This is a genomic window from Candidatus Sordicultor fermentans (assembly GCF_012728195.1).
Lineage (GTDB): Bacteria > Atribacterota > Atribacteria > Atribacterales > Caldatribacteriaceae > Sordicultor > Sordicultor fermentans.
Genome location: NZ_JAAYFP010000111.1, coordinates 1 through 2,380, shown reverse-complemented (window position 1 = coordinate 2,380; position 2,380 = coordinate 1). Strand labels below are relative to the sequence as shown.

General features: G+C 45.6%; 1 protein-coding gene, 1 pseudogene and 1 riboswitch. The gene and the pseudogene both read left to right on the top strand.

All coding sequences use genetic code 11. From position 1 onward, the window contains the following. The first annotated feature begins 335 nt into the window (after positions 1-335). Positions 336-421: riboswitch (cyclic di-GMP riboswitch) on the top strand. A gap of 89 nt (positions 422-510) precedes the next feature. Further along, positions 511-1,179 (top strand): C39 family peptidase, encoded by a 669-nt coding sequence (locus GXZ17_RS05735; protein ID WP_409376333.1) that lies wholly within the window; start codon positions 511-513, stop codon positions 1,177-1,179. A gap of 366 nt (positions 1,180-1,545) precedes the next feature. After that, positions 1,546-2,380, top strand: a pseudogene (locus GXZ17_RS05730) (hypothetical protein); the annotation flags it as partial.

Here is a 2,380-nt window from a genome sequence, read left to right as displayed (position 1 = left end):
TTCCTTTAACCGACTGGCTCTTCCTCCCCGGGGATTATTTTTGATACAGGTTTGCTACCCCCCGGATTTTAATCCCTATCAAAATCTGGAGCTGGTAGATGAGGGCTGGATAGTACCACTCTGGCAGGAAAAGAAGAGTATATAACTCTGAAGATAAGTGAGCAAGGAACTACCAAATAAAGACCATAATGGATAGCTTCCTTATTTTTTGAGAATTTCTGCCCAAACGAGGTGGAACTCGAGTCGAAAAAAACTTTCTAAAAACTCCCTAAAGCTTTTAAAAAATCTGCCGATATATTATAATAGTATTCGGTCAGTATGGTTTGTTATCTTAATATTTTCAAGGGCAAACTCTCCGAAAGGAGAGGGCGCAAAGCCGCGAGCCTAAAGCAGACCTTGCTAAGGCAGTCGGGTTGCCGGATCTCAGTGATTGAGATTCGTTAAGCAATAAGCTTTTAGCGCGTCACTCTCGACATTCCTTCGGAGAAAGCCCTGGAGGAGGTACGAGAGATGAGGCGCAAGTCTTTCTTTCTTCTTACCATCTTCGGGCTTATCCTGGTTATTCTTGTTGCGGGGTGCAGTAATTCTATAAATACTCCGGAGACCAATTTTGGTATTTCCTCGGCGCCCACCAGCAGCGAGATACGGGATAAGTTTATCGAGTTTTCTGATAGCAGAATCGTACTTGACGTGCCTTTCCTCCCCCAGGTTCCACCTGGTGACTGGGTAAACACCCGCAATTGTGGGCCTGCCTGTGCGGTGATGATGCGAGCTTACTATTTCAACATTCAACCCTCCCCCGACCATATCATTCAAGCGGATAACTGGCTTAATGCTCACTTTGGACTTCCGGTCAACGGTTATAACGGTGACTGGACTAATATTTTTCAGGTTCGTGCCTGGTTAGATAGCGAAGGAGTGCCAACTAAAGTGGGGATGGGAAATCTGGAGCAGGCTCGAGCTATGCTTTCTGAGGGGAAGCCTTTTCTGGTAGCAGTTTATTCTAACATGAACCCCAACGGGGGAGCAAAACATGCCATGTTAGTAGTTGGCATTGACTCTGATAATATCTATGTCAACGACCCAGGTAAAATTACAGGAGCTAATAATTCTTATCCCCTTTCTCAGTTTCTCTCTGCCTGGAGTGCTCAAGGGAACTGGTACTTGGCCTTGAACTAAAAGTAAGCTTCCTCTGATTGTTAGAAAAAGAGGCTAACGAGAGGGCAATGCCTCTTGTTGCTGGAGCTATCATCTTCTCCTCATACATTTCTCTCTTCCTTTTTTGGGGGATTCCCCCTTTATTCTTTCTCCTCGGGGGGGAGCGCAGGCTGTTCTTTTTTTGGTTTTCCCGCTAGTGGTCTTTACTTTTTAGGTTTTTGTTTTGTAATCTTGCGCCGCAGGCGCTGGGATATTTCCCCCTATAGTTTATTAAAATAGGAAGAGTAGCTACCAAAATAGGAATATTTACCTATAGGATTCCTCCTTTTCAGGGATTATTCTTTTTGCAGTAAGGAGAATTAAATCCTTAAAAGGGAGGCAATAATTATGAATCGCAAGAATCTTTTATTACTGGCGGTAATTATCGCTGGTACTCTTGCTATAATGGCCGGTTGTACATCTCCCCAGTTTGGTGCTCCAGGAACAACCGGTGCTGCAATAACTGGCCGGGTGGCAACTCCAGAGAGCTGTTTTAGCGATGCCTGTGATAACCCATTCATAACCGAGGGTAAACCTCTTCCCGGAGCTATGGCTCTCTTTTACGGGGGAGATAGCGGTAAGCTCAAAATCGAAGGTGAAACTGGGTGTGACGGTGCTTTTGAGGTAAATACAACTGGAGAAGGAAGCTATGTTCTTTATGTAGTAAGGGAATATCCAGAAGGCTCCGGTAACTATGTGGTGGTTAAAAAAGGCATCAATAACCCCAGAGGTGATATTGGTGAAGCTAACGCCTATACCACGTCTCAGGTAATTATCTGGGAACGCGCCAACTTCCTTTATGGAGAAGACTTCACTCCTTTTAATGCTTCCTGGTATGCTCAATATGATTGGAAGTGGAGTTTTGCCCCCGCTAAATTAGTTCTTCCGGTGAGTGAAATTCCTAATCTCGAGCCTTCTACGCAGCTTTATAATGCAGTGGAGGAGGCTCTATCTGAATGTCGTGACCCGCAAGAAGACAATAGGGTAATACATTTTGCTGACCAAATCGCTGACGCTACATTCGGCGCTCCCGCAGGTGGTGGAGCTGCAGGAGGCGGAGGTGGCGGTGGTGGAGGAGGAACGGTTGTTACTACCTATACTCTCACTATGGCAGTGGATCCTGAAGGAGGAGGTAGTACCGATCCTACAGTAGGTGAGCATACCTATAATGAGGGTACAGTTG